This window comes from Streptomyces sp. NPDC025793 (genome assembly GCF_055558375.1).
This window is the reverse complement of record NZ_JBVHMR010000004.1, coordinates 277775-304635: the sequence shown is the minus strand read 5'-3', so window position 1 is coordinate 304635 and position 26861 is coordinate 277775. Positions and strand designations below refer to the sequence as shown.

Below are 26861 nucleotides of genomic sequence, written 5' to 3'. Positions count from 1 at the left end.
ACCGGTATGCGAAACGGCCCTGGGAGGCGCAGGCCCCAGGGCCGTTCGAGTGCCGAGGTTCATCTGGTCAGGCGTACAACTCCCGCATGCGTACCGAGAGGCAGGTCACACAGCCTTCCAGCTTCTCGAACTCGCTGATGTCCACCGTGACGACCTCATGGCCGAGATCGGTCAGCAGCTCCGCTGTCTTGGGGGCGCTCGCCGCCATGAGCAGCTTGTGACCGCCGAGCAGCACCACGTGTGAGCCGGACTCCTCCGGCACCGACAGGAACCCCGGGAACAGCGAGGGGCGGTCCAGCTTCGGGATGTGGCCGATCACCGTACCGTCGGGCAGCGCGGTCACCGCCGACTTCAGGTGCAGCACCCGGCTCACGGGGACGGCCACCACGCGCGCGCCCAGCGGTTCGAAGGCGGCCCGCAGTTGCTGCACCCCGGCCGCGTTGGTGCGCCCGCCGCGGCCGACGTAGACGCTGTCGCCGACCTTGAGGACGTCACCGCCGTCCAGCGTGCCCGGCTCCCATATCCAGTTCACCGAGCAGCCGAGCCGGGCCACCGCCTCCTCGACGCCGACGGTCTCGATGCGTCGGGACTCGGCGCCCGGCCGGGTGATCAACGCCACGTTCTTGTACATGACGACGGTGTCCTCGACGAACACCGAGTCCGGGCAGTCGTCCTCCGGGTCGACCTCGACCGTCTCCCAGCCGTGCGTGCGCAGCGCCTCGACGTAGCCGTCCCACTGTTCCAGGGCGAGCCCCAGGTCGACCTTCTCCCGCTCGATATGCGTCACCAGGCCTTCGGCGAGGCGGGGGCTGGGGCGGCGGACGAGGGCCTTCTTGCTGGGCACGAGGGGCCTTTCGAATCGGTGGTGCGGATTCCGGCGCCGATCGCGGCACCGGTTTCAGCATCATGCAGCCCCCTCCCGCCAGGGCAAAACCCCCGTTGTCAGGCTGTGCCCCTCCTGAGACGTCGGGGCCGCGCCGGACCCGGGCACCGGGCCCCGCCGTCAGGCGGGGTACCCGATGTCCTCGGGGGTGATCTCCTTCAATTCTCCCTCCTCCATCAGCAGCCAGCGGGTGATGCCGATCGACGCGAGGAACGGCATGTCGTGGCCGGCCACGAGCAGGGCGCCCTCGTACGACTCCAGGGCCGACGTCAGCTGCCGCACGCTCGCCATGTCGAGGTTGTTGGTCGGCTCGTCGAGCAGCAGCAGCTGGGGTGCCGGTTCGGCGAGCATCAGCGCCGCCAGCGTCGCCCGGAACCGCTCGCCGCCCGACAGGGTGGCCGCCTGCTGGTCGGCCCGCGCGCCCCGGAACAGGAAGCGGGCGAGCCGCGCCCGGACCCGGTTGTTGGTCGCGCCCGGCGCGAACCGGGCCACGTTCTCGGCGACGGTCAGCGCGTCGTCGAGCACGTCCAGCCGCTGGGGCAGGAAACGCATCGGCACGTGCACGCGTGCCTCGCCCGCCACCGGCGCCAGCTCCCCGGCCACGGTCCGCAGCAGCGTCGTCTTCCCGGCGCCGTTGCGGCCGACGAGCGCGATCCGCTCCGGGCCGCGCAGATCGAGGATCCCCTTGACGCGCGCTCCGTGGGCCGGCTCCAGGTTCTCCAGGGTGAGCACCTGCCGGCCCGGCGGTACGGCCGTGTACGGCAGGTCGACGCGGATCTCGTCGTCGTCCCGTACCGCCTCCACCGCCTCGTCCAGCCGCTCCCGGGCCTCCGTGAGCCGCTCCTCGTGCATGATGCGGTGCTTGCCCGCCGAGACCTGGGCCGAGCGCTTCCTGAGCTTCATCACCGCCCTGGGTTCGCGCTTGTTCTCGTACATCTTGTCGGCATAGCGCACCCGTTTCGCCAGCTTCGTGTGCGCTTCCACGAGTTCGCGTTTCTGCTTGCGCAGATCCGCCTCGGCCACGCGCACCATCCGCTCGGCGGCCTCCTGCTCCACGGCGAGGGCCTCCTCGTAGGCCGAGAAGTTCCCGCCGTACCAGGTGACCTCACCGGAGCGCAGCTCCGCGATCTGGTCGACCAGGTCGAGCAGTTCCCGGTCGTGGCTGACCACGACCAGGACGCCGGGCCACGCGGCGACGGCCTGGTACAGCCGGCGGCGCGCGTACAGGTCGAGGTTGTTGGTGGGTTCGTCCAGCAGCAGGACGTCAGGGCGGCGCAGCAGCAGCGCGGCCAGCCGCAGCAGCACCGACTCGCCCCCGGAGATCTCGCCGACGGTACGGTCCAGGCCGATGTGGCCGAGTCCGAGTTCGCCGAGCGTGACCAGGGCGCGTTCCTCGACGTCCCAGTCGTCGCCGACCGTCTCGAAGTGCTCCTCGGCGACGTCGCCCGCCTCGATGGCGTGCAGCGCGGTTCGCTGGTCGGCGATGCCGAGGACCTGGTCGACGCGGAGCGCGGTGTCGAGGGTGACGTTCTGCGGGAGGTGGCCGACCTCGCCGGCCACCCTGATGGTGCCGTCGGTCGGGGTGAGCTCCCCGGCCAGCAGCTTCAACAGGGTCGACTTGCCTGATCCGTTGACGCCGACGAGCCCGGTCCGGCCGGGGCCGAAGGCGACGTCGAGGCCGTCGAGGACGGCGGTGCCGTCGGGCCAGGCGAAGGTCAGGGACGTGCAGGTGAGGGAAGATGACATGGAGGCCTCGCGATGAAGTGCGTGCGGTCGGGTGGACGCATCTCGAGACACCGCGAGGCGGAAACCGAAGAGTCTGGGGCACGAGGAGGCCATGAAAAAAGGGCCTGTGCCACAAGGACGGCTCGGACGCCGAGGTCGTACGCCACGCACACCTCACCGGTGCGACGCGGTGCCTCAGGACCTCAGACGAGCAACGTCCTTCTCCAATCGACGGCAACAGGACCGGTGTAAACGCTAGGAGGGGCCCGGACGGCTGTCAACGCAATTAATCAGCGGTGGCCCCGCCCCGGGGCGTGCGAGGGCCCGACGCCTCGTCCACGCGTGCGTGGTGGTCAGCAGGCGTCCCGCATCAGTTCGGCCAGGTCGTGGTCCAGGTCGAGCTGCAGGTGTTCGAGACCGACCGGCACCAGCTCGTCGGCCGCCGCCAGGAAACGGCGGATCTCGCCCGAGCGCACGTGCACGATCGCGGTGCCCTCGGGGGCGTGGAACTCCAGCACCGTGCGGTCGTATCCGTACGGGCGGACCCGGACGTCCCCCTGGCCCTCGGGGCCCTGCAGCCCGGAGACCAGCAGCTCGCGGGAGAAGGTCCAGCACACCTCGACGCCTTCCAGGGTGGCCGGGGCCGGGAAGGTCATGACGACGGCGAACGGGTCGCGGCGGTCGTAGCGCAGCGTGGCGGGAATGCTCGGCATGCGCGGTGCGGCGGCGACGAGGCGGGCCTCTACGGGCTGCTCGATGACGGTGGACAACGCCTTGCTCCCTCGTGACGGCTGGACTACGGCCGGGTGTGCGACCCCTGGCACTGGGAGAGACGTCCGATCCGGCCCATGCGTGCACACGGAGCACGAGTGACCTCGGTCACCGCGTTCACGCCTGGCCGGATTTGAGCCGTTCGCCTCGTGACGAGAGGCAGTTGGTCCCCTGGACGGCGGCGGTCCGGTGGGCTAGCTTCGCCCGCCATGAGGCGTTCGGGGAACACGCGACGCAGGGGTCGGGCGGGCCGGCTGGTGGCGGCGGGGATGGCGTGCGGGGCGGCGCTGGCCGCGCTGACCGTCCCGGCCGCCGAGGCCCGGAGTCTTGGGCCGGGCGGCGGGGGAGCGCACTGGGCGGCGAAGGACACCGGGACCCCGCAGGTCCGCTTCCGGGGGCTCGCGGCCGTCGACCGGCACACCGCCTGGCTGGCGGGCACCGGCGGCACGGTGCTGCGCACCACGGACGGCGGATCGAGCTGGCGGAACGTCTCTCCGCCGGGGGCGGGCGACCTTCAGTTCCGGGACGCGGAGGCGTTCGACGCGCGGCACGCCGTGGTGCTGGCCATCGGCGAGGGCGAGGCCTCCCGTGTCTACCGCACCGACGACGGCGGCACGACCTGGGCCGAGTCGTTCCGCAACACCGACCCGAACGCCTTCTACGACTGCCTGGCCTTCTTCGACCGCCGCCACGGCCTCGCCCTGGGCGACCCGGTGGACGGGAAATTCCGCATCCTGTCCACGAGCGACGGCGGCCGTTCCTGGCGGGTGCTGCCCACCGAGGGCATGCCGCCCGCCCTGGACGGCGAGGCCGGCTTCGCCGCGAGCGGGCAGTGCCTGGTCACCTCCGGTGCCAAGGACGTCTGGCTGGCCACCGGGGGCGGAGCCCACGCGCGCGTGCTGCACTCCGCCGACCGCGGACTGACCTGGACGGCGGCCGAGACACCCGTACCGGCCGGCGATCCGGCCAAGGGCGTCTTCGCGCTCGCGTTCCGCGACCGCACCCACGGCCTCGCCGTCGGCGGCGACTACCGCCCCGGCCGGCCCTCGCCGTACGCCGCGGCCGTCACCGCCGACGGGGGCCGCACCTGGACCCCGGCCGCCACGCCTCCGCCGGCCTACCGCTCCGGCGCCGCCTGGCTGCCGTACAGCCGCAGCGCCGCCCTCGCCGTCGGCCCCACCGGCACCGACCTGACGACCGACGGCGGCCGCACCTGGCGGACCATCGACACCGGCTCGTACGACACCGTCTCCTGCACGCCCGACCTGAGCTGCTGGGCGGCCGGCGAACAGGGCCGGGCGGCCCGGCTGGAGCGCTGAGCGCGGGGCCGGGTCAGCCGGACGTCTCGCGGTACCGCTCCAGCTCGGGGGCGGTCTTCGTGGCCGTGAACTCGGTGACGCGGTACGTGCACACGCCGCCGACGGCGAACGGGTCACGCGCGATGACCGCCTCGATCAGGGCGCGGTCCTGCGCGACGGCCAGGATCACCCCGCCGTCCCGGGGGTTCTTGCGCCCGGAGGCGAGGAAGACGCCCTTGGCGTACTGCTCCTCCAGCCAGGCCACATGGTCCGGGAGCAGGGCGTCGACGGCGTCGAGCGGTGCGGTGTAGGTCAGCTCCAGTACGAACATGATCACGAGGCTACCCCCGGGGTCCGACAGCCGGCCCCGGGCCGTACAGTTCTGCTCACCATGACGACCGTAGGCGTACCCGCGGGCTGGCCCGCGACCGAGGAAGAGGCCCGCGCCGTACAGGACGAGTTGCGCGGGCGGGTGGTGCGGGACGAGCCCGGACCGCCGCCCGCGCGGGGCCACGTCACCGGGGTCGACGTCGCCTACGACGACGACCTCGACCTCGTCGCCGCGGCGGCCGTCGTACTGGACGCGGCCACTCTGGAGGTGGTGGCCGAGGCGACGGCGGTGGGCCGGGTGTCCTTCCCGTACGTGCCCGGGCTGCTCGCCTTCCGGGAGATCCCCACCGTGCTGGCCGCCCTGGACCGGCTGCCGTGCCCGCCCGGCCTCGTGGTGTGCGACGGCTACGGTCTGGCCCATCCGCGCCGCTTCGGCCTCGCCAGCCATCTCGGCGTGCTCACCGGCCTGCCGGTCATCGGTGTCGCCAAGAACCCGTTCACCTTCACGTACGACGAACCCGCCCCCGCGCGGGGCGCGTCCGCTGCGCTGCTCGCGGGGACCGAGGAGGTCGGGCGCGCCCTGCGCACCCGGGTCGGTGTCAAGCCGGTCTTCGTCTCGGTCGGCCACCGGGTGAGCCTGGACAACGCCGTGGCCCACGCGCTGGCCCTGACCCCGCGCTACCGGCTGCCCGAGACCACGCGCAGGGCGGACGCCCTGTGCCGCCTCGCGCTGCGGGAGGCGGCACAGGGGGCGGTGCCGGGCGACGTTCAGGAGCCGGCGACGCGCCAGGCGCCGACCTCCTGATACGCCGAGTCGTACACGGCCGAGCCGTCGCCCGGTTCGAGGGCGTAGTGGTGCAGATTGCCGCCCCAGTAGCGCAGGATCCGTCCCAGTTCACGGGCCCGGTCCTGCGCCGACGCGCCCTCGTCCACGGTCACTTCGAGCACGAACTTCACGCTCTCCTCGCCTCCTTGCGGCTGCCGCCTGTCCGGGCTTCCATCGTGTCATTGAGGGACCCAGTGAGACTTTTGGACGCGGGGGAGCGGAGGGGCGGGGCACCCTCGTGGCAAAGTCTCAAACTGCGGCGGAAGCGGCGGCCGGTGACTGTCCGGCGGCCGCCACCCGGAAGGTGATCCCGGCGGCACGCAGCCGCCCGGTGAGGGCGTCGCCCATCGCCTGTGCCGTGGTGACCTGCCCGGTGGTCGGCGGCAGGTCGTCGAAGGCCAGGCACAGAGCCGCCTCGGCGAACATCTTCGCCGTCTCGTCGTAGCCGGGGTCGCCGCCCGCGACCTCCGTGCACACCCGTCGGCCGCCGCCCTCGCCGACGAAACGCACCGAGAACCGGCTCCTCGCCCGCTTCTCCGCGCTCGGCCCGTCGCCCGGCTTCAGCCGGTCCGACAACCAGCGCCGCGCGGGCGGCAGCTGGGCCGCCGCCGCGACCGCGCCGACGGCGGCGATCCCGCCGAGGGCCACCGGCAGACGGCGTACCGCCGCGTAGTGCCGGTAGCGGAAGTCCGGGCCGTAGCGCTCCAGCGCCCGCGCCGAGCGGAGCACGATCTGCGGGTCGACGGTCGGCAGGGGCAGGGCCCACGCGCCGACCTCCCCGGCGAAGCGCGGCGCGCTCGCCGGCGCCGTGACCCGGCGCCCCGGCAGCCGCGGCTCGTGCCGTCCCCGGTCCCGCGCGGCGGCCAGCATCTGCCGGCCGCGGGCCATCTGGTTCAGCGCCGAGGCCAGGGTGCCGCCGGAGAAGGCCGCGTCGGCGCTCACGTACCCGTCCACCCGCAGCGGCACCCCCTCCGGGAGCTGCCGGACCGTGAAGTACGCGCCCAGGTCGTGGGGTACGGAGTCGAAGCCGCAGGCGTGCACCAGGCGGGCGCCCGTCTCACGCGCGCGTGCGTCGTGCCGGACGTACATGAGGTCGATGAACTCCGGCTCGCCGGTCAGGTCCAGATAGTCGGTACCGGTGTCCGCGCAGGCGGCGACCAGCTCCTGGCCGTACAGCACGTAGGGCCCGACGGTCGTGGCCACCACGCGCGCGTGTTCGGCGAGGGCACGCAGCGTGGCCGGTTCGGCCACGTCGGCCCGCAGTACGCCGATGTCCGCTGCGCCGGGCAGGCGTTCGCGCAGCCGCTCCAGCTTCCGCTCGTCGCGGCCGGCGACCGCCCAGCGCAGGTCGTTCGGCGCGTGCGCGGCGAGGTACTCCGCGGTGAGGGCGCCGACGAAGCCGGTGGCTCCGAACAGCACGAGGTCGTAGGGACGATCCGTCCTTTTCATCCTGCTCATGACACCCCTTGTCGTGCGGTCCGCGCCGCTGTCGGTGGCTGAGGCTAGCGTGAGTCGTGCGCACGCCGACGACCGGCCGGGCACTTGGCTAAGCGCTTGCTCGTTCAGGTCTTGTGTCGGATGGAACGCGTTCTTAGCATCACAGGTGTTACATCAGTTGTGTCACACACGCTTGGGGGCTGGAGCATGACGACGGCAGCGAAGCCGGGGCAGGGCCCGCTCTCCGGTGTGCGCGTGGTCGAGCTGGCCGGCATCGGCCCGGGCCCGTTCGCCGCCATGCTCCTGGCCGACCTGGGCGCGGACGTCGTCCGGGTGGACCGGCCGGGCGGCCCCGGTCTCGCGATCGACCCCGCGTACGACGTCACGAACCGCAACAAGCGCTCGATCATGGTCGACCTGAAGGCCCCGGACGGCCCCGCGCGCGTGCTGGACCTCGCGGAGCGGGCCGACATCCTCGTCGAGGGATACCGCCCCGGTGTCGCCGAGCGCCTCGGCGTCGGCCCCGAGCAGTGCCACGCCCGCAACCCCCGCCTGGTCTACGGCCGGATGACCGGCTGGGGCCAGGAGGGCCCGCTCGCCCACCGCGCGGGCCACGACGTGGCCTACATCGCGCTCACCGGCACCCTCGGCATGATCGGCCGCCCGGACGAGCCCCCGGCCGTCCCCGCCAACCTCCTCGGGGACTACGCGGGCGGCTCCCTCTACCTGGTGGTCGGCGTCCTCGCCGCCCTGCACCACGCGCGCGCGACCGGCACCGGACAGGTCGTCGACGCCGCCATCGTCGACGGCACGGCCCACCTGTCGGCGATGATCCACGGCATGCTCGCGGCCGGCGGCTGGCAGGACCGGCGCGCCGCCAACCTCCTCGACGGCGGCTGCCCCTACTACGGCACCTACGAGACCGCCGACGGCAAGCACATGGCCGTCGGCGCCCTGGAGGGCCGGTTCTACGAGGAGTTCCTGCGCCTGCTCGGCCTGGCGGACCTGGCCGACGCCCGCAAGGACTGGACCCGCTGGGGCGAACTGCGCGAGCGGATCGCCGCCCGCTTCAAGTCCCGCACCCGCGAGGAGTGGACGGCCCTCTTCGAGGACACGGACGCGTGCGTGGCGCCCGTGCTGTCCCTGCGGGAGGCCCCGCACCACCCGCACCTCGCCGCCCGCGGCACCTTCACCGACCACGGCGGCATCACCCAGCCCGCCCCCGCCCCCCGGTTCTCCGCGACGCCCACCACCGTCCGTACCGGCCCGGCCCTGCCCGGCGCGGACACCGAGACGGTGGTGCGGGAATGGGGGATACCGGCGACGGCGCACGACGACGCGTGAACGACGACCCGGTCGCGGGCTGCGACCGACCCCGCTCGGCCCATCCTTTCCGAAAGGCACATCAGTGAGCACCGAAGCGTACGTGTACGACGCGATCCGCACCCCGCGCGGCCGCGGCAAGGCGAACGGCGCCCTGCACGGCACGAAGCCCATCGACCTGGTCGTCGGACTCATCCACGAGATCCGCGCCCGCTTCCCCGGACTCGACCCGGCCGCCGTCGACGACATCGTCCTCGGCGTCGTCGGACCGGTCGGCGACCAGGGGTCCGACATCGCCCGGATCGCCGCGATCGCCGCCGGACTGCCGGACACGGTCGCGGGCGTGCAGGAGAACCGCTTCTGTGCCTCGGGCCTGGAGGCCGTCAACCTGGCCGCCGCCAAGGTCCGTTCGGGCTGGGAGGACCTGGTCCTCGCGGGCGGCGTGGAGTCGATGTCCCGGGTGCCGATGGCCTCCGACGGCGGCGCCTGGTTCAACGACCCGATGACCAACCTCGCCGTGAACTTCGTGCCCCAGGGCATCGGCGCCGACCTCATCGCCACCATCGAGGGCTTCTCGCGCCGCGACGTCGACGAGTACGCGGCCCTGTCCCAGGAGCGCGCGGTCACGGCCTGGAAGGAGGGCCGCTTCGACCGTTCCGTGGTCCCCGTCAAGGACCGCAGCGGCCTGGTCGTCCTCGACCGCGACGAGCACCCGCGCCCCGGCACCACCGCCGACTCCCTCGCGAAACTCAAGCCGTCGTTCGCGGACATCGGCGAACTGGGCGGCTTCGACGCCGTCGCGCTCCAGAAGTACCACTGGGTGGAGAAGATCGACCACGTCCACCACGCGGGCAACTCCTCCGGCATCGTGGACGGCGCCTCGCTCGTCGCCATCGGCTCCCAGGCGGTCGGCGAGCGCTACGGCCTCACCCCCCGCGCGCGGATCGTCTCCGCGGCCGTCTCCGGCTCCGAGCCCACCATCATGCTCACCGGTCCCGCCCCCGCCACCCGCAAGGCGCTCGCCAAGGCCGGCCTCACCATCGACGACATCGACCTGGTCGAGATCAACGAGGCGTTCGCCGCGGTCGTGCTGCGCTTCGTCAAGGACATGGGCCTCTCCCTCGACAAGGTCAACGTCAACGGCGGCGCCATCGCGCTGGGCCACCCGCTCGGCGCGACCGGCGCGATGATCCTCGGCAGCCTCGTGGACGAACTGGAGCGCCAGGACAAGCGCTACGGCCTCGCCACCCTGTGCGTCGGCGGCGGCATGGGCATCGCCACCATCGTCGAGCGCATCTGAACTCCCCGCGGAACCACGAGACTTCAGAGACTTCAACGGAGACGACTGTCATGACCGAGAGCACCACCATCCGCTGGGAGCAGGACGACACCGGTGTCGTCACCCTCGTCCTGGACGACCCGAACCAGTCCGCGAACACCATGAACCAGGCGTTCCGCGCCTCCATCACGGCGATCGCCGCGCGCGCGGAGGCCGAGAAGGACTCCATCCGCGGCGTCATCTACACCTCCGCCAAGAAGACCTTCTTCGCGGGCGGCGACCTCAAGGACATGATCAAGGCCGGTCCCGAGGACGCCCAGCAGGTCTTCGACAGCGCGACCGAGATCAAGAACGCGCTGCGCCGCATCGAGACCCTCGGCAAGCCGGTCGTCGCCGCCATCAACGGCGCGGCTCTCGGCGGCGGTTACGAGATCGCGCTCGCCTCCCACCACCGCATCGCCCTCGACGCCCCCGGCTCCAAGATCGGCCTGCCCGAGGTCACCCTCGGCCTGCTGCCCGCGGGCGGCGGCGTCACCCGCACCGTGCGCCTGATGGGCATCACGGACGCCCTGCTGAAGGTGCTGCTCCAGGGCACGCAGTACAACCCGCGCCGTGCCCAGGAGAACGGCCTGGTCCACGAGGTGGCCGCCACCCCGGAGGAGATGCTGGCCAAGGCCCGCGCCTTCATCGACGCGCACCCCGAGTCGCACCAGCCCTGGGACGTCCCCGGCTACCGGATCCCCGGCGGCACCCCCGCGAACCCGAAGTTCGCCGCCAACCTGCCCGCCTTCCCGGCCAACCTGCGCAAGCAGACGGCCGGCGCGCCCTACCCGGCCCCGCGCAACATCATGGCCGCCGCCGTCGAGGGCTCCCAGGTCGACTTCGAGACCGCGATCACCATCGAGACCCGCTACTTCACCGAGCTGGTCACCGGGCAGACCGCGAAGAACATGATCCAGGCGTTCTTCTTCGACCTCCAGGCCGTCAACTCCGGCGCCAACCGCCCGAAGGGCATCGAGTCCCGCACGGTCCGCAAGGTCGCCGTCCTCGGCGCCGGCATGATGGGTGCCGGCATCGCCTACTCCTGTGCCCGCGCGGGCATCGACGTCGTCCTGAAGGACGTCTCGGCGGAGGCCGCCGCCAAGGGCAAGGCCTACTCCGAGAAGCTGTGCGCCAAGGCCGTCGCCAAGGGCCGTACCAGCCGGGAGAAGGCGGACGCGCTGCTCGCCCGGATCACCCCGACCGGCGAGGCGGCCGATCTCGCGGGCTGCGACGCGGTGATCGAGGCCGTCTTCGAGGACACCGCGCTCAAGCACAAGGTGTTCCAGGAGATCGAGCCCGTCGTCGCACCCGACGCACTGCTCTGCTCCAACACCTCCACCCTGCCCATCACCGCCCTCGCCGAGGGCGTGGAGCGCCAGGCCGACTTCATCGGGCTGCACTTCTTCTCGCCGGTCGACAAGATGCCGCTGGTCGAGATCATCAAGGGCGAGCGCACCGGCGACGAGGCCCTCGCCCGGGCCTTCGACCTGGTCCGGCAGATCAACAAGACACCGATCGTGGTCAACGACTCGCGTGGCTTCTTCACCTCGCGGGTGATCGGCCACTTCATCAACGAGGGTGTCGCCATGGTCGGTGAGGGCGTCGAGCCCGCCTCCGTCGAGCAGGCCGCCGCCCAGGCCGGCTACCCCGCCAAGGTGCTCTCGCTGATGGACGAGCTGACCCTCACCCTGCCGCGCAAGATCCGTAACGAGACGAGGCGGGCCGTGGAGGAGTCCGGCGGCACCTGGACCGCGCACCCGGCGGAGGCGGTCATCGACCGCATGGTCGACGAGTTCGGCCGCCCCGGCCGCAGTGGCGGCGCCGGCTTCTACGACTACACCGAGGACGGCAGGCGCGCGGGGCTGTGGCCCGGCCTGCGCGAGCACTTCACGAAGCCCGGGCACGAGATCCCGTTCCGGGACATGCAGGAGCGGATGCTCTTCGCCGAGGCGCTCGACACCGTCCGGCTCCTGGAGGAGGGCGTCCTGACCTCGGTCGCCGACGCCAACATCGGCTCCATCCTCGGCATCGGCTTCCCCGGCTGGACCGGCGGTGTGCTCCAGTACATCAACGGCTACGACGGAGGCCTGCCCGGCTTCGTCACCCGCGCGCGGGAACTCGCCGAGACCTACGGCGACCGCTTCACCCCGCCCGCACTGCTCGTGGAAAAGGCGGACAGGGGGCAACGCTTCACCGACTGACACCTACCTCGGCCCGAACCCAGGCCCCAACCGGCGGCGGGGACCCGGCCGCCGGGACTCCGGCGGCCTGGGTTCCGACTGCCCGGTCTCCGGTGGCCTGGGCTCCGGCTGTCTGGATTCCGGTGGCCCGGACTTCGGTGGCCTGGACTCCGGCGGCCCGGACTTCGAGCGCCTGGACTCCTGCCGCCCGGGCCTCGGTCCGCCGAGTCTGGATCGGCCGGAGCCCCGGGGCCTGGATCGGCCGGAGCTTGGGTTGGCCCGAGCACGGATTGGCCTGAGCCTGAAACGGTCCGCCGGGTTCTGGATCGTCCGGTCCGGGATCGTCTGGGCTCGGATCGCTTGGGCGCGCGGATTGTGGGGGCTCGGATCGTCTGGTCCCGGACCAATCAGGTGCGGAACCAGGCGGGCTCCGGTGTCCCGGCTCCGGTGTCCCGGGCTCCGGTTGGCCGGATCATGATCGGCCGGGCTCCCCTGCGTGGGGCGAAGGTGCGCAGGACCCGCTCGGCTGGGTCTTGTTCCACCGGGCTCCGCCCACCCGGCCGTGATCGCCCGGGACCCGTCAGGTCGACCTTGATCAGCTGGGCTCGACCAGTAGGCCGCGAAGCGGGGTGGCCTGACCGGCCGAGCCCGATCAGGAAGGCACCCTCAGGTCGGTCCTGATCGACCGGGCTCTGTCATGTCGACCCCGACCAGCCAGCCCCGAGCAGGTGACCTCGTCAGGCTGGACCTGATCATCCGGGCCCGACTGGGTAGGCCCGATCAGCCGGGCTTGACCAGGCAGGCCGTCTGACGGGCCTCGATCAGCTGGGCCCGACCAGACGGGCCCGAGTGGGTAGGCCCTGACCAGCCGGCCTGACCCGCCGAGCCCGATCAGGTAGGCCCCATCATGTCTGCCTTGATCATCCGGGCCTCATCATGTCGGCCCTGAATCGCTGACCCCGATCGGCCGGGCCCGACCACATGGGCCGGCCCGCCCCGTTCGGCTCGGCCCGCGCCAGGTCTGCCCGGTCACCCGGCCCCAGCCAGGGCTGGGCTGCCCGACCAGCCAGCCCTTGATCAGGCCTGCCCCTGACCAGGCCCGCCCCCACCAGCCTGCCCCTGATCAGGCCGGCTCCGGTCCTGGCGGCTTCGGTGTGGTGGGATCCGAGACGCTGAGCCATTCGCGCAGTTCTTCCCGCAGGGAGCGCTGGAACGTCGTCAGCAGTGCCTGTACGACCAGGGGGTGCATGTGTGCCGACAGGGACTTCACGTCCCGGGTGGCGCGCTCGGCCACCTCGCCGCGGAAGAGCCGGGACAGCTCGCGGGCCGCGGCGCGCGAGTGCTCGACCAGCACCGTGCGCGCCGCGAGGATCGCCTCCTGCGAGAGCGGTACGTCGAGCAGTTGCACCCCGAGCCGGAGCAGCCCGGCATCGACCCGGAAGGTGCCGTCCGCCGTCTCGCGGACGACGTTCATCGCCGCCAGCCGCTCCACGTCCTCGGCGGACAGCGGCCGCCCGGCCCGCCGCTCCAGCTCCCGCCGGGCCACCGTGTCCACCGCGTCCGGCGCCCAGGACGCGACCACCGCGCGGTGAATGGCGAGGTCGTGCGGGGTGAGGTCGGCGGGCAGCTGCCGTACGTACCGCTCGATCGCCGCCAGCGTCATGCCCTGCTGCTGCAACTCCTCGATGAGGGCCAGCCGCGCCACGTGCCCGGGCCCGTACCGCCCGACCCGGCGCGGACCGATCACCGGCGGCGGGAGCAGCCCCTTGCTGCCGTAGAACCGGACGGTGCGGACCGTGACACCCGTGCGGGCGGCCAGCTCGTCGATGGTGAGGGTCGGCTCCCCGGTGTCGGTCGTCGCGTCGGTCGTCATGCGCAGCAGTATCGCTGTCTCACCAGGAGTGTGAAACCCATGGTGAACATCGCGTGTCCTCGGAGTGGATCGTGTGAGAAGTAACGCTCTGTGATGTGGACCACCGCGTACCTGCGGATCTTTCTGGGAAGGTGCTGCCTTGGTCTGTGCCGCAACTCGACAGGGTGGTGCGGGCCTCGACCTGCACGACCCCTGGGCTCACGAGGCCCGGGCGCACCAGGAAGTGGAACCACCCGTGAGCAAGGAAGCCGTGGAATCGGCACAGGCCGCCGCCCCCCAGGCGGCCCAGAAGCCCGCGGACGCGGGCGACGCCGGTTACAGCAAGGACCTCAAGGCCCGCCACATCAACATGATCGCCATCGGCGGTGCCATCGGTACCGGCCTCCTCCTGGGAGCCGGTGGCCGACTGCACAACGCCGGCCCGGCACTGGCGCTGGCCTACCTGGTCTGCGGCGTCTTCGCCTTCTTCGTCGTGCGCGCCCTCGGCGAGCTCGTCCTGTACCGGCCGTCCTCCGGCTCCTTCGTGTCGTACGCGCGCGAGTTCCTCGGCGAGAAGGGCGCCTACGTCGCCGGCTGGATGTACTTCCTGAACTGGTCGACCACCGGCATCGCCGACATCACCGCGATCGCGCTCTACACGCACTACTGGAGCTTCTTCACCTCGATCCCGCAGTGGGTGCTGGCGCTGATCGCCCTCGCGGTGGTCCTGGCCGTGAACCTGATCTCGGTGAAGATCTTCGGCGAGATGGAGTTCTGGTTCGCGATCATCAAGGTCGCCACCATCGTCGGCTTCATGCTGATCAGCATTTTCCTGCTCGCCACCCAGCACAAGGTCGACGGCCACACCCCCGGCCTGAGCGTGATCAGCGACCACGGCGGCATCTTCCCGCACGGCCTGATGCCGGTCGTCCTGGTCATGCAGGGCGTGATCTTCGCGTACGCCGCGCTGGAGCTGGTCGGCGTGGCCGCCGGTGAGACCGCCGAGCCGGAGAAGGTCGTCCCGCGCGCGGTGAACTCGATCATGTGGCGTGTCGGTCTGTTCTACGTCGGCTCGGTCGTCCTGCTCGCGCTGCTGCTGCCCGGCTCGGTGTACTCCGCCGACGAGAGCCCGTTCGTGACCGTTCTGTCCAAGATCGGTGTGCCGGCGGCCGGCGACGTCATGAACCTCGTCGTGCTGACGGCCGCCATGTCCTCGCTGAACTCCGGCCTGTACTCCACCGGCCGCATCCTGCGCTCGATGGCCATGGCGGGCTCGGCCCCGAAGTTCACCGCCAAGATGAGCCGCAGCCAGGTCCCCTACGGCGGCATCCTGCTGACCTGCGGGGTCTGCGTGCTCGGCGTCGGCCTGAACTACTTCGTGCCCAGCCAGGCCTTCGAGATCGTGCTGAACGTCGCCTCCCTCGGCATCATCAGCACCTGGGTGATCATCATGATCTGCCACATGGTCTTCGTCCGCCGCGCCCGCGCCGGCCTCGTGACCCGGCCGCACTTCCAGCTGAAGTTCAGCCCGGTCATCGAGATCGCCACCATCGCCTTCCTGCTGATCTGCCTCGGCATGATGTGGAACGACCCCGACGTCGGCCGGAAGACGATCCTGCTGATCCCGGTGATCGCCGTCATGCTCGTCGCCGGCTGGTTCGGTGTGCGCCGCCGGGTGTCCGCGAACGCCGGGAAGGAACTCTCGCAGCTGACGAAGTAGCAGCTCAGGGCCACTGTCAGTGGCATCGCCTACGGTGGCGTCATGTCCGGGATCACATTCATCCGGGGTGACGCCACCGTTCCGTCGGTCAAGGGCGCCGCACCTGGTCCCGGTACGACCACGGGGAGGGCGGCGCATGACCTCACAGACCGGCGTGACGCGGACCGAGACGACGCACACCGGCACGACGGATGTGCTGGTGCTCGGCGGAGCCGGGGTGGACACGATCGTCCACGTCCCCGAGCTGCCGCTGCCGTACGCCGACAGTTACATGATCGACTCCGGGATCCGCACCCGCGCCGGGCAGACCGGCGACTTCGTGGCCGTGGGTCTCGCCGCCCTCGGCCTGCGCACCCACCACCTCGACCTGCTCGGCGACGACCCCGAGGGCGACCTCGTGCGCGCCCTGCACCGCGAGCACGGCATCGGGCTCACCGCGCTCCCGCAGCCCGCCGGGACCAGGCGCGCGGTCAATCTGGTCGGCCCGGACGGCCGCCGCCTGTCCCTGTACGACACCAGCCGTTCGCGCCCCGGCGACCGCTTCCCGGAGGAGACGCTGCGCGCGCTCGCCGCCGCGAGCCGGCACCTCCACGTGACCATCACCCAGCCCTGCGCCGAGGCACTGCCGGTGCTGACCGCGACGGGCGTGCCGCTCTCCACCGATCTGCACGACTGGGACGGCGAGAATCCGTACCACGAGCCGTTCGCGTACGCGGCCGACGTCGTCTTCCTGTCGGCCGCCGCCCTGGCCGACCCCGAGCGGACGCTGCGGCGCATCGCCGAGCGGGGCCGGGCCCGTACCGTCGTCGCCACCGCCGGTGCCGAGGGCGCATACCTGCTGGCCGACGGCGAGCTCACCCGCGTGCCCGCCGAGACACCGCCCGCGCCGGTGGTCGATTCCAACGGCGCGGGCGACGCCTTCGCCGCCGCGTTCCTCTACGGCCGCCTCGCCGGGGAGCCGCCGCAGACCTGCGCGCGCTACGGCGCGCTCGCGGGGGCCCACGCCTGCACGGTCCCGGCCTCCCGCACGGGGGCGCTGGGCCGGGACCAGTTGCTCAAGGCGGCGGCCTAGCCCAGACCCTGACGCGGCCCGGGGTCAGTTCCCGTGGCCGCCGTGCGCCGCCTCGATCCTCTGCCACGACCTCGGCTGTGCCACCGTCACAGCCGTCGCGTCCGCCTTCACCAGCGCCGCGGCGCGCGCCGCGGGCGCGGCCGGCTTCGACGGCTGGAAGAGCCAGGTGCCGAACAGCGCGGCAAGCGGCTTGCCGGACACCTGCTCGGCGTAACGCTGGAAGTCGGCCACCGAGGCGTTGCCGTACGCGTGCTCCTGCGGCCAGCCCTTCAGGATGCGGAAGAACGCGTCGTCACCGACCTCCTTGCGCAGGGCCTGGATGGCGAGGGCGCCCCGGTCGTAGACGGCGTCGTCGAACTGGTGGTCCGCGCCCGGGTCACCAGGCTCGACCGTCCAGAAGGCGTCGTCGGCGGGGTGCGAGGCGTACACGTAGTCGGCGAGCTGCTGCGTGGTGCCCTCGCCCTCGTGCTCGGACCACAGCCACTGCGCGTACGTCGCGAAGCCCTCGTTGAGCCAGATGTCCTTCCAGTCCTTGAGCGACACGTCGTCGCCGTACCACTGGTGGGCCAGCTCGTGCACGACCACCGAGGCGTTGGCACCCTTGGCGAACTGCTTCGGGCTGTAGTAGACGCGGCTCTGGGTCTCCAGCGCGTACCCGGTCGTGGTGTTCGGCACGTAACCGCCGGCCGTGCTGAACGGATACGGCCCGAAGTAGCCGCTCAGCCAGTCGACCAGTTCCCCGGTGCGCTCCACGCTGGCCCGCGCGGCCCCGTCGTTGTCGCCGAGGTCCTTGCTGTAGGCGTTGATGACCGGTACGCCACCGTCGGAGGTGCTGGTGGTGATGTCGAACCTGCCGATGGCGAGTGTGGCCAGATACGTCGCCTGCGGCTTGTTCTGCCGCCAGCTGTAGCGGGTCCAGCCCAGCTTCGAAGCCGTCGACTGGAGCGTGCCGTTGGAGATGACCTGGGTGCCGTCCGGCACGGCCACGGACACGTCGTAGGTGGCCTTGTCGCTCGGGTGGTCGTTGCTCGGGAACCACCACCAGGCGGCCTCGGGCTCGTCGGCGGCCACGGCACCGTCGGGCGTGCGGTGCCAGGTGGTGAAGCCGTACGCGCTCTTCGTCGACGGCACCCCGCTGTAGCGGACGGTGACGGTGATCGGGGTGCCCTTGGCCAGCGGCGTCTTCGGCGTGACGACCAGTTCGTGCTGCTCGGCGTGCGTGAAGGCGGCCTTGGAACCGTTGACCCGCACCTCGCTGACGTCCAGCAGGAAGTCCAGGTCGAAGCTGGACAGGTCCTGGGTGGTCTTGGCCAGGATCGTCGCCGTGCCCTGCAACTCGTCCGTCTTCGGCTGGTACTGCAGCCTGAGGTCGTAGTGCGAGACGTCGTAGCCGCCGTTGCCGTAGTACGGGTAGTAGGGGTCGCCGATGCCCGGCGCGCCGGGGGTGTAGCTCGCGGCCGATGCCGGGATCGCCAGCAGGAGGGAGGCCGCCGCCAGTGCGCCCGGCGCGATGATTCTGCGGTGCACGTCAGCTCCAAGTCGTCGGGAGTGCAAGTGCGTTCGTGGGACATGCGTGGTGGATCTGTTCGGAGCCTATTCATTCCCTGTGCCCCCTGGCCTGTCCACGGTCCCCGCTGTCACACGATCGCCATTCAGCCGTCATGAGTCACCCGGGCCACCGTGGTGCCCTCTTCTGTCGGGGAGTTGACCGGAGTACCGTCCGCGCATGCCGAGACGTACGCGCTTCACGATCTGGAGACCGTTCGCGACAGCGGTCGCCGCCATCCTGACGGCCGCCTTCCTGACCCCGGCCGCCGCACAGGCCGCCGGCCCCGACAGCCGGGCCGCCCACGAGAGCCGGCCCGTCTACTCGTACACCCATGCCGTCCGCGAGTCCGTCTGGGTGGACACGGGCCTCGACGGGGACGGCGACGGGAAGCCCGACCGGGTCGCCGCCGACATCGTCCGACCCGCCGAACCCGCCCGCGAGGGCCGCAAGGTGCCCGTCATCATGGACGCGAGCCCGTACTTCTCCTGCTGCGGACGCGGCAACGAGAGCCAGCTCAAGACGTACGACGCGCAGGGCCACGTCGTCCAGATGCCGCTGTTCTACGACAACTACTTCGTGCCCCGCGGCTACGCCTTCGTCGGCGTCGACCTCGCCGGCACCAACCGCTCCGACGGCTGCGTCGACGTCGGCGGGCGCTCCGACATCCAGTCCGCGAAGGCCGTGATCGACTGGCTGAACGGCCGCGCCACGGCGTACACCAGCCGGACCGGCACACAGACCGTCAAGGCCACCTGGACCAACGGCAGAACGGGCATGATCGGCAAGAGCTGGGACGCCACGATCGCCAACGGCGTCGCCGCCACCGGCGTCAGGGGCCTGAAGACCATCGTCCCGATCAGCGGCATCTCCTCCTGGTACGACTACTACTTCGCGCAGGGCGCCCCGCTGTACGACGGCGGCCCCGCCGACCTCGCCGGCGACGTCGAGAGCGACGCGGCGAAGGCCCACTGCGCGGCCGTGCAGAAGAAACTCACCGACGGCAGCCCGCGCAGCGGCGACTGGACGCCGCTGTGGACCGAGCGGGACTACGTCAAGGACGCGGCCACGGTGCGCGCGAGCGTGTTCCTCGTGCACGGGATGCAGGACCTCAACGTCCGCACCAAGCACTTCGGCCAGTGGTGGGACGCCCTCGCGCAGCACGGGGTCGAGCGCAAGATCTGGCTCTCCCAGACCGGCCACGTCGATCCCTTCGACTACCGGCGCGGCGCCTGGGTCGACACCCTGCACCGCTGGTTCGACCATGAACTCCTCGGCTACGACAACGGCATCGACCGCGAGCCGATGGCCGACATCGAGCGCCACCCCGACCAATGGGTGACCTCACGCGTCTGGCCCCCGCAGGGCACCCGCCCCACCGCCCTGCACCCCGGCCCCGGCGCGCGGAACGGCGTCGGCACGCTCGGCCTGCGTCCGGCCGCCGGCACGGAGACCTTCACCGACGACCCCAAGCTGAGCGAGACCGACTGGGCGGCCCGTCTCACCGCCCCCACCCCCGAGAAGGCCGGCTTCCTCACCGCACCGCTCACCCACGACCTGCGCCTGTCCGGGTCGTCCACGGTGACGGTGACCGCGACCCCGACCACCGCCTCGGCCCACCTGTCCGCCGTCCTGGTCGACCTCGGCCCGGACACCATCCGTGACTACGCCGACGCCGCCGAGGGCATCACCACGCTGACCAACCGCACCTGTTGGGGCGAGAGCACGGCCGGGGACAGCGCCTGCTTCAAGGAGACCAGGGCCAGGACGGCCAAGGTCGACTACACCGTGTTCAGCCGCGGCTGGGCCGACCTCGGCCACCACGCCTGGCTCGGCAAGGGAGTTCCGCTCACCCCGGGCAGGGCCTACACGATGACCCTCGACCTCGCGGCCACCGACCACGTCGTCCCCGCGGGGCACCGCCTCGCACTGATCATCGCGGGCACGGACAAGGACCTCATCGACCCGCCGTCCACGCGGCCGAGCCTGACCGTCGCGCTGTCCGGTACGACGGCCCGCCTCCCGCTGGTGGGCGGCGCGGCGGCCTTCGCCCGGGCCACGTCGGGCTCGACGGCCACGGTTCCTGCACCCCGGGCCCTGGAAGGGGTCCGCGCACCCCGGGTGGCCCAGCGCATCCCGGAGTAGCCGCGGCGTGCCCCTGCGCGGGTGTACCCGACCGGTGTCGGCGCCTCGCGGGCGCCGCGAACGGATGGGCTCAGGCGGCCGGAAACGCCAGTCCGGCCGCCTCCCGCGCACACCCCCACGCCACCGTCACCCCGGCCCCGCCGTGCCCGTAGTTGTGCACCAGCACACGGCCGTCCGGCAGGGGCTGCCGTTCCAGCCGTACCGCGTCGCGGGCCGGTCGTAGCCCCACCCGGTGGCCGAGGACCGGCGCGCCCGCGATCTGAGGGCGGATCCGCGCGCAGCGGGCGACGATCGCCGCGGCGGTGGCCGGGTCCGGCTCCAGGGACCAGTCGTCCTCCTCCGCCGTACCGCCCAGCAGCAGGCCGTACGGCTGCGGGATGAAGTACGCCGAGTCGGCCCCGGAGTGCTCGACGGCGGTGAACCAGGTCGTCACCCCCGGGTTCGCCACGACGACCAACTGCCCGCGCACCGGACGCACCTGCGGATCCGGTACCAGCGAACGGGCGCCCAGCCCCGTGCAGTTGACGACGGCATCGGCGGGAACGGCCGTCAGATCGCTCACCTCGCGCCGCTCCACCGTCCCGCCCGCCTTCCCCAACCGCTCCCGCAGCCAGGCCAGATACACCGGCATGTCGATCACCGGCAGCCGCGCCGCCAGACCGTCCGGCACCTCCCGCAGCCCCGGCACCCGGCCGGCCCAGTCGCCCAGGTCGTCCAGCCGGGTCCCCTCGTGTACGCCGTCGACCAGGCGTACGCCCGTCTCCTCGGGGCGCCGCGCCTGCTCCTCGTACACGGCGAGGGACTCCAGTGCCCACGCGCCCACCAGCCGCTCGGGTTCGATGCGGTACGGCCACCACAGACCGCCCGCGACCGCCGAGGTCGTGTGCTCGGCGGGCTCCCGCGCCCACACCCGCACCCGCCGCCCGGACTCGGCCAGCAGCACGGCCGTCGTCAGCCCGGCGACCCCGTCCCCGACCACGATCACTTCGTCATTCGGCTCGTTGTCCACGCCTGGACGATAGAGCCTGCCCGGACGACCATGTCATGCTGCGATCGGATTCGTCCCGGTGTGGGGATACTCACCACATGTCTGCCGCATACGCGACCTTCGGCCTGGCACCGGCGACCCGCGCGGGCGGTGTCCTCGCCGACGGCCGCTACCAGGTCCACCGCGACTTCGTGGACTTCGTCGTGGACGGCCGTCCACTGCTCTTCCAGCTGTCCGACCTGGACGCGGTCTCCCCGCTCGCCTCGGACGTCCCGCCCGCCATCTTCACCGCGCAGGTGCGCGCGCTGCTGCTGGAGGCCGAACCGCCGCTCCCGGCCGGCCGGTTCGTCCTCTACGGCTGTCCCGAGTGCGAGGACCTCGCCTGCGGCGCGGTCACCGCCGTCATCGAGCGCGACGGCGAGGACTACGTCTGGCGGGACTTCGCCTGGCAGACGGACGAGCACGCCGACCTGGAGCGCAACGGCTATCCCGGCATGGGCCCGTTCCGGTTCCGCGGGCCCGAGTACCGCGCCGCCCTGACCGCCCTGCGGGACGGCTCCGCCGCGCCCCGGCGCAGGGTGCTGCTGATCGGCGCCCGGGTGGCCGTCCTCGCCCGGCTGGCCGCCGCGCTGCGCACCATCGGCATCGGCGCCGACATCACCCAGGACGCGCGCGAGGTCACCGCCGAGGAACTGCGCGGCTACGGCGCGGTCGCCTTCGGCCGGGCGGTCGGCCCGGCCGAACGGGCCGCCGTGCTGCGGGCCTTCGAACAGGCCGGGGCCGAGGTCGCGGCGGTGGACGGACTCGCCCCGATCGTGCCCCTGCTCGTCGCCCAGATCGAGCACGCCCTCGGCCGCGGCCCGCTCTCGCGCCGCCCGCTGACCGCGCTGGCCGCGACCGGCACCACCGCGGACGTCGAGGTCGGCGCGGCATGCCGGGTGCGGATCACCGCGTACCGCCTCGACCGACTGCACCGTACCCGCACGGAGGAGGTGTTCGACGGCGCCCTGGAGCCCGGCCGGCACCGGGTCCCGCTCGATCCGCGGGCGGTCAGGGGCGAGGCGTACGTCGTCGCCCGGACGGCGGGGGACGTGCGCGCGGCGCCGGTCATCGGCGGGCAGGGCCGACGGGCCCGTTCCCCGGCGACCGGCGGGAAACGCGGCTGAGACCGGGGCGCCGGGCGCATTAGGATCGGCGTCCTGATGACTGCCACCCTCGTCGCCAAGAACCTCGCCGCCGGGCACGGCGACCGCTCCCTCTTCTCCGGGCTCGACCTCGTCGTCGCGCCCGGCGACGTGATCGGGCTGGTCGGTGCCAACGGCGCGGGCAAGTCCACGCTGCTGAAGCTGCTCGCCGGGCTCGTCGCGCCCGAGCAGGGCGAGCTGCGGCTGTCCCCGCCGGCCGCGACCGTCGGCCATCTGCCGCAGGAGCCGGAGCGCAGGCCCGGGGAGACGGTCCGGGAGTTCCTCGCCCGCCGCACCGGCGTCGCCGAGGCGCAGCGCGTCATGGACGAGGCCACCCAGGCCCTCGTCGACGGCGCGCCCGGCGCCGACGACGCCTACGCGGTGGCCCTGGAGCGCTGGCTGGACCTGGGCGGCGCGGACCTGGACGAACGCGCGGAGGAGGTCGCCGACTCCCTCGGCCTCGCCGTCGGCCTCGACCAGCCGATGACCGCCCTCTCCGGCGGCCAGGCGGCCCGCGCCGGCCTCGCCTCGCTGCTGCTGTCCCGCTACGACGTCTTCCTCCTCGACGAACCGACGAACGACCTCGACCTCGACGGTCTGGACCGCCTCGAACGCTTCGTGACCGGCCTGCGCGCCGGCACGGTCGTCGTCAGCCACGACCGCGAGTTCCTCACCCGCACGGTCACCAAGGTCCTCGAACTCGACCTCGCCCAGCGGCAGATCAACCTCTACGGCGGCGGGTACGAGGCCTACCTGGAGGAGCGCGAGGTGGCCCGGCGGCACGCCCGCGACGACTACGAGGAGTACGAGGGGAAGAAGGGCGCACTCCAGGACCGCGCGCAGATGCAGCGGTCCTGGATGGACAAGGGCGTGAAGAACGCCCGGCGCAAGGCGGGCAACGACAACGACAAGATCGGCCGCAAGTTCCGCAGCGAGGCCAGCGAGAAGCAGGCCGCCAAGGCCCGGCAGACCCAGCGCATGATCGAGCGCCTGGAGGTGGTCGAGGAGCCGCGCAAGGAGTGGGAGCTGCGGATGGAGATCGCCGCCGCCCCGCGCTCCGGCGCGGTCGTGGCGACCCTGCGCGACGCCGAGGTCCGGCGCGGCGGCTTCACCTTCGGGCCGGTGTCCCTCCAGATCGACTGGGCGGACCGGGTCGCGATCACCGGGGCCAACGGTGCCGGCAAGTCCACCCTGCTCGGCGCGCTGCTCGGCCGCGTCCCGCTCGACGCGGGCCACGCCGCCCTCGGTCCCGGCGTCCTGGTCGGCGAGGTCGACCAGGCCCGCGGGCTGTTCCACGGCCCCGAGACCCTGCTCGACGCCTTCTGCGCGGCCGTCCCGGACACCGAGCCGGTCGAGGTGCGCACCCTGCTCGCCAAGTTCGGGCTGAAGTCCGACCATGTGCTGCGCCCGGCCGCGACCCTCTCCCCGGGCGAGCGCACCCGCGCCGCCCTCGCCCTGCTCCAGGGCCGGGGCGTCAACCTGCTGGTCCTGGACGAGCCGACGAACCACCTCGACCTGCCCGCCATCGAGCAACTGGAATCGGCCCTCGACTCCTACACCGGCACGCTCCTGCTGGTCACCCACGACCGCCGCATGCTGGACGCGGTCCGGGTGAGCAGGCGCCTGGAGGTGGCGGACGGCAAGGTGACCGAACGGTAGCGCCGCGCTGCCCCGGCCGTTTCGTGCGTCGTGCGGCCGCGGCGCCGTCGTGGCCGGTCGCGCCCACGCGGCGGCAGTCGCGTATCTGACACGGCCCCGCGCCCCTGGGGGCCGGAGCCGAACGGCCCCGGCCCCGCGCGGTCAGCGCTTCTTCGGGTCGAGCAGACCCGCGCGGCGCAGCGCGTCGGCCATGGCGCTGTTCGCCGGGGCCGGCGCCTGCCGCCCGCCCCGGTCGCCGCCGCCCCGGCCCTGCCGCTGGCCCTGCGCCTGGCTGCCGCCCTGCCGTTGCTGGGGCGGCCGGCCGCCGCCGCGCTGCTGGCGTCCGCCGCCCTGGCCCTGACCGCCCTGCGGGGCCGCCTCGTCGTCCAGGCGCAGGGTCAGCCCGATCCGCTTGCGCGGGATGTCCACGTCCAGGACCTTCACCTTGACGATGTCCCCGGGCTTGACGACGTCCCGCGGGTCCTTGACGAACGTCTTCGACATCGCGGAGACGTGCACCAGCCCGTCCTGGTGGACGCCGACGTCCACGAACGCGCCGAAGGCCGCCACGTTCGTCACCACGCCCTCCAGGATCATCCCGGCGGACAGGTCGGAGATCTTCTCGACGCCCTCCTTGAAGGTGGCCGTCTTGAACGCCGGACGCGGGTCGCGGCCCGGCTTCTCCAGCTCCTTGAGGATGTCGGTGACCGTCGGCAGACCGAAGGTGTCGTCCACGAAGTCGGCGGGCCGCAGCGAGCGCAGCGCGCCCGTGTTGCCGATGAGGGACGCCACCTCCTGACCGCTGGTCTTCACCATGCGGCGCACCACCGGGTACGCCTCGGGGTGCACGCTGGAGGCGTCCAGCGGGTCGGCGCCGCCGCGGATGCGCAGGAAGCCCGCGCACTGCTCGTACGCCTTCGGGCCGAGCCGCGCCACGTTCTTCAGCTCCGCGCGGGAGGTGAAGGGGCCGTTGGCGTCGCGGTGCGCCACGATGTTCTCGGCGAGGCCCGAGGAGATGCCCGACACCCGCGAAAGCAGCGGTGCGGACGCGGTGTTGACGTCCACCCCGACGCCGTTCACACAGTCCTCGACCACCGCGTCCAGCGAGCGGGACAGCTTCACCTCGGACAGGTCGTGCTGGTACTGGCCGACGCCGATCGACTTGGGGTCGATCTTGACCAGCTCGGCGAGCGGGTCCTGGAGCCTGCGGGCGATCGACACGGCGCCGCGCAGCGACACGTCCATGTCGGGCAGCTCCTGGGAGGCGAACGCGGAGGCCGAGTACACGGACGCCCCGGCCTCGGACACCATGACCTTGGTGAGCTCCAACTCCGGGTGCCTGGTGATGAGTTCACCGGCGAGCTTGTCGGTCTCGCGGGACGCCGTGCCGTTGCCGATCGCGATCAGGTCGACCGCGTGCTCCTGGGCGAGCCGGGCCAGCTTGGCGAGGGCCTCGTCCCACTTGTTGGCCGGGACGTGGGGGTAGATGACGTCGGTGGCGACCACCTTGCCGGTCGCGTCGACCACGGCGACCTTCACACCCGTACGGAAACCGGGGTCCAGGCCGAGCGTCGCGCGCGTGCCGGCCGGGGCGGCCAGCAGCAGGTCGCGCAGGTTGGCCGCGAAGACGTTCACCGCCTCGTCCTCGGCGGCCGTACGCAGCCGCAGCCGCAGGTCGATGCCGAGGTGGACGAGGATGCGGGTGCGCCAGGCCCAGCGGACCGTGTCCGTCAGCCACTTGTCGGCGGGGCGGCCCCGGTCGGCGATCGCGAACCGGTGCGCGACGATGCCCTCGTACGACGACGGGCCGGGCTGCTCGCCCGGCTCCTCCGGCTCCAGGACGAGGTCGAGGACCTCCTCCTTCTCGCCGCGCAGCATCGCGAGGATCCGGTGCGAGGGCAGCTCGGTGAACGGCTCGGCGAAGTCGAAGTAGTCGGCGAACTTGGCGCCCGCCTCCTCCTTGCCGTCGCGCACCTTCGCGGCCAGCCGCCCGCGCACCCACATGCGCTCGCGCAGCTCGCCGATCAGGTCGGCGTCCTCCGAGAACCGCTCGGTGAGGATCGCCCGGGCGCCCTCCAGCGCGGCCTGTGGGTCGGCGACGCCCTTGTCGGCGTCCACGAACGCGGCGGCCGCCGCCAGCGGCTCCACCGACGGGTCGCCCAGCAGGCCCTCGGCCAGCGGCTCCAGCCCCGCCTCACGCGCGATCTGTGCCTTCGTGCGCCGCTTGGGCTTGTACGGGAGGTAGATGTCCTCCAGTCGCGCCTTGGTCTCGGCGCCGCGGATCCGCGCCTCCAGCTCGTCGGTGAGCTTGCCCTGCTCGCGCACCGACTCCAGGATCGCGGCCCGCCGTTCCTCCAGCTCCCGCAGGTAGCGCAGCCGCTCCTCGATCGTGCGCAGCTGCGCGTCGTCGAGCATCTCGGTCGCTTCCTTGCGGTAGCGGGCGATGAAGGGCACCGTCGAACCGCCGTCGAGCAGTTCCACCGCGGCCTTCACCTGCCGCTCCCGTACGCCGAGCTCCTCGGCGATCCTGCCTTCGATGGATCCCACGCTGATGGATCCGCTGGACCCGGGTGTCGTCACGATCCCGTACCGCCTTCTCCACTGAGGTTGCGCGGCAATTGT

General features: G+C 72.4%; 20 protein-coding genes. 10 read left to right on the top strand and 10 right to left on the bottom strand.

Going from position 1 to position 26861, the window contains the following annotated elements; genetic code table 11:
• Positions 1-67: 67 nt before the first annotated feature.
• The 3 genes from ddaH to ssgD all read right to left on the bottom strand — a co-directional run bounded on the left by ddaH (position 68) and on the right by ssgD (position 3378).
• Positions 68-844, bottom strand: coding sequence for a dimethylargininase (gene ddaH / locus ACZ4MF_RS11580; protein ID WP_467491819.1), 777 nt, complete (start codon positions 842-844; stop codon positions 68-70).
• Positions 845-1003: 159 nt separating this feature from the next.
• Complete coding sequence (locus ACZ4MF_RS11575) at positions 1004-2629, bottom strand: ABC-F family ATP-binding cassette domain-containing protein (RefSeq protein WP_467491818.1); 1626 nt, start codon at positions 2627-2629, stop codon at positions 1004-1006.
• A 332-nt stretch (positions 2630-2961) separates the two neighbouring features.
• On the bottom strand, positions 2962-3378 hold the full coding sequence (gene ssgD / locus ACZ4MF_RS11570; RefSeq protein ID WP_467491817.1) for a spore wall synthesis regulator SsgD: 417 nt from the start codon (positions 3376-3378) through the stop codon (positions 2962-2964).
• Positions 3379-3588: 210 nt separating this feature from the next.
• Here ssgD and ACZ4MF_RS11565 point away from each other — a divergent pair, with 210 nt between their 5' ends.
• The gene (locus ACZ4MF_RS11565; RefSeq protein ID WP_467491816.1) at positions 3589-4698 is read left to right on the top strand and encodes a WD40/YVTN/BNR-like repeat-containing protein; all 1110 of its coding nucleotides are present in this window, start codon (positions 3589-3591) and stop codon (positions 4696-4698) included.
• Positions 4699-4711: 13 nt separating this feature from the next.
• On the opposite strand, the gene ACZ4MF_RS11560 is transcribed toward ACZ4MF_RS11565, so the two are convergent.
• Entirely contained in the window at positions 4712-5008 is a 297-nt protein-coding gene (locus ACZ4MF_RS11560) for a YciI family protein (RefSeq protein ID WP_467491815.1), read from the bottom strand.
• 60 nt (positions 5009-5068) lie between these two features.
• Between ACZ4MF_RS11560 and ACZ4MF_RS11555 the strand changes: the two genes are divergently transcribed.
• The gene (locus tag ACZ4MF_RS11555) at positions 5069-5812 is read left to right on the top strand and encodes an endonuclease V (protein ID WP_467491814.1); all 744 of its coding nucleotides are present in this window, start codon (positions 5069-5071) and stop codon (positions 5810-5812) included.
• Here ACZ4MF_RS11555 and ACZ4MF_RS11550 read toward each other — a convergent pair.
• Both ACZ4MF_RS11550 and ACZ4MF_RS11545 read right to left on the bottom strand, forming a co-directional pair.
• The gene (locus ACZ4MF_RS11550) at positions 5776-5964 is read right to left on the bottom strand and encodes a hypothetical protein (protein ID WP_356028288.1); all 189 of its coding nucleotides are present in this window, start codon (positions 5962-5964) and stop codon (positions 5776-5778) included. The genes ACZ4MF_RS11555 and ACZ4MF_RS11550 overlap by 37 nt on opposite strands.
• 118 nt (positions 5965-6082) lie before the next feature.
• Positions 6083-7291 (bottom strand): saccharopine dehydrogenase family protein, encoded by a 1209-nt coding sequence (locus ACZ4MF_RS11545; protein WP_467491813.1) that lies wholly within the window; start codon positions 7289-7291, stop codon positions 6083-6085.
• Positions 7292-7477: 186 nt separating this feature from the next.
• Here ACZ4MF_RS11545 and ACZ4MF_RS11540 point away from each other — a divergent pair, with 186 nt between their 5' ends.
• The 3 genes from ACZ4MF_RS11540 to ACZ4MF_RS11530 all read left to right on the top strand — a co-directional run bounded on the left by ACZ4MF_RS11540 (position 7478) and on the right by ACZ4MF_RS11530 (position 12115).
• Positions 7478-8614, top strand: a complete 1137-nt coding sequence (locus tag ACZ4MF_RS11540) for a CaiB/BaiF CoA transferase family protein (protein ID WP_467491812.1) — start codon at positions 7478-7480, stop codon at positions 8612-8614.
• Between the two features lie 64 nt (positions 8615-8678).
• The gene (locus ACZ4MF_RS11535) at positions 8679-9893 is read left to right on the top strand and encodes an acetyl-CoA C-acetyltransferase (RefSeq protein WP_467491811.1); all 1215 of its coding nucleotides are present in this window, start codon (positions 8679-8681) and stop codon (positions 9891-9893) included.
• A 50-nt stretch (positions 9894-9943) separates the two neighbouring features.
• Entirely contained in the window at positions 9944-12115 is a 2172-nt protein-coding gene (locus ACZ4MF_RS11530; protein ID WP_467491810.1) for a 3-hydroxyacyl-CoA dehydrogenase NAD-binding domain-containing protein, read from the top strand.
• Between the two features lie 1102 nt (positions 12116-13217).
• Here the strand turns inward: ACZ4MF_RS11530 and ACZ4MF_RS11525 are convergent.
• A complete protein-coding gene (locus tag ACZ4MF_RS11525; protein WP_467491809.1) occupies positions 13218-13967 on the bottom strand; it encodes a MerR family transcriptional regulator in 750 nt (249 codons plus the stop codon).
• 235 nt (positions 13968-14202) lie between these two features.
• On the opposite strand from ACZ4MF_RS11525, the gene ACZ4MF_RS11520 reads away from it, so the two are divergent.
• Positions 14203-15666: an amino acid permease gene (locus tag ACZ4MF_RS11520; RefSeq protein ID WP_467491808.1), complete on the top strand. Its 1464-nt coding sequence runs from the start codon at positions 14203-14205 to the stop codon at positions 15664-15666.
• Between the two features lie 136 nt (positions 15667-15802).
• On the top strand, positions 15803-16738 hold the full coding sequence (locus ACZ4MF_RS11515; protein WP_467491807.1) for an adenosine kinase: 936 nt from the start codon (positions 15803-15805) through the stop codon (positions 16736-16738).
• A gap of 24 nt (positions 16739-16762) precedes the next feature.
• On the opposite strand, the gene ACZ4MF_RS11510 is transcribed toward ACZ4MF_RS11515, so the two are convergent.
• On the bottom strand, positions 16763-18265 hold the full coding sequence (locus tag ACZ4MF_RS11510; RefSeq protein ID WP_467491806.1) for a M1 family metallopeptidase: 1503 nt from the start codon (positions 18263-18265) through the stop codon (positions 16763-16765).
• A gap of 199 nt (positions 18266-18464) precedes the next feature.
• On the opposite strand from ACZ4MF_RS11510, the gene ACZ4MF_RS11505 reads away from it, so the two are divergent.
• On the top strand, positions 18465-20429 hold the full coding sequence (locus ACZ4MF_RS11505) for a Xaa-Pro dipeptidyl-peptidase (protein ID WP_467491805.1): 1965 nt from the start codon (positions 18465-18467) through the stop codon (positions 20427-20429).
• 70 nt (positions 20430-20499) lie between these two features.
• Here the strand turns inward: ACZ4MF_RS11505 and ACZ4MF_RS11500 are convergent, their stop codons facing one another.
• Positions 20500-21414, bottom strand: coding sequence for an FAD-dependent oxidoreductase (locus ACZ4MF_RS11500; protein ID WP_467491964.1), 915 nt, complete (start codon positions 21412-21414; stop codon positions 20500-20502).
• Between the two features lie 101 nt (positions 21415-21515).
• On the opposite strand from ACZ4MF_RS11500, the gene ACZ4MF_RS11495 reads away from it, so the two are divergent.
• Entirely contained in the window at positions 21516-22583 is a 1068-nt protein-coding gene (locus ACZ4MF_RS11495) for an oxidoreductase (RefSeq protein WP_467491804.1), read from the top strand.
• 36 nt (positions 22584-22619) lie between these two features.
• Entirely contained in the window at positions 22620-24260 is a 1641-nt protein-coding gene (locus ACZ4MF_RS11490) for an ABC-F family ATP-binding cassette domain-containing protein (protein WP_467491803.1), read from the top strand.
• Positions 24261-24401: 141 nt separating this feature from the next.
• Here the strand turns inward: ACZ4MF_RS11490 and ACZ4MF_RS11485 are convergent, their stop codons facing one another.
• Complete coding sequence (locus ACZ4MF_RS11485; protein ID WP_467491802.1) at positions 24402-26819, bottom strand: Tex family protein; 2418 nt, start codon at positions 26817-26819, stop codon at positions 24402-24404.
• Positions 26820-26861: the final 42 nt, after the last annotated feature.